At 46.9% G+C, this 618-nt stretch carries 2 protein-coding genes; both read right to left on the bottom strand.

Going from position 1 to position 618, the window contains the following annotated elements; genetic code table 11:
- Window positions 1-7 precede the first annotated feature (7 nt).
- Window positions 8-322 (bottom strand): DUF3301 domain-containing protein, encoded by a 315-nt coding sequence (locus A3751_RS02750; protein WP_068451816.1) that lies wholly within the window; start codon window positions 320-322, stop codon window positions 8-10.
- Window positions 319-618, bottom strand: a 300-nt coding sequence (locus tag A3751_RS02745; protein WP_197466134.1) for a YaeQ family protein, incomplete at its 5' end; no start/stop codon positions are given. The genes A3751_RS02745 and A3751_RS02750, both read right to left, overlap by 4 nt.

Genomic DNA, 618 nt, shown 5'->3' with positions numbered 1-618 from the left:
TTCCAAACTAGCCGATGCGATGCGGTGCAAATTTCACTTCATCTAAACGATTACCAAGCATAATCACCTCCCCCTCATAACGGTCTTCACCAGAGGAGCTGAAATCAAAGCTGTAAATTCGACGCAACTGCATATGGCCTTTGGCATTGCGCACGGGTCGCACACTTTTTAACGCGACTGCCTGGTCGAGCAACTGCAAATCTAGCTTCTTACACGCCGCTTGTGCGCGCTGATAAGCGAATTCTTTTAAATCGCGACTTTTGATCCAGTACCACACACCAAAGCAAACAAGTGCGGTCAAAAAAAGGCTGTTTAGACTCATGCGCGGTCCAGCAAGTTGTATAGCTTAAACTCTATCATTTCACTCCCGAACGAGACGTGAACCAAATCATCTTGAATCATCATTCCAATCTGCATTGTTCGCTCTGCCATACCGGCGAGCTGTTCAAGCGGCTCTTTGTCGATACGAAACGCTGTAATACCATGGCGAATCGACGCATCTTTTTTAATGCTCTCCAGCCACTGCTCCACATCCTGACCACCATAACTGAACACTGTGACTTTTTTACTTCTGCCAATCGCTTTTTTCAGACGTTTCGCGTCTGGCTTACCAAGCTC

The sequence above is a fragment of the Oleiphilus sp. HI0080 genome, from assembly GCF_001635135.1.
Note: the sequence above shows the minus strand (reverse complement) of the source record. Positions and strands in the feature narration are given on the sequence as shown.

Coding starts and splice junctions, on each gene's coding strand:
- A3751_RS02750 (WP_068451816.1), bottom strand. CDS start 322: ATGAGTCTAAACAGCCTTTTTTTGACCGCACTTGTTTGCTTTGGTGTG.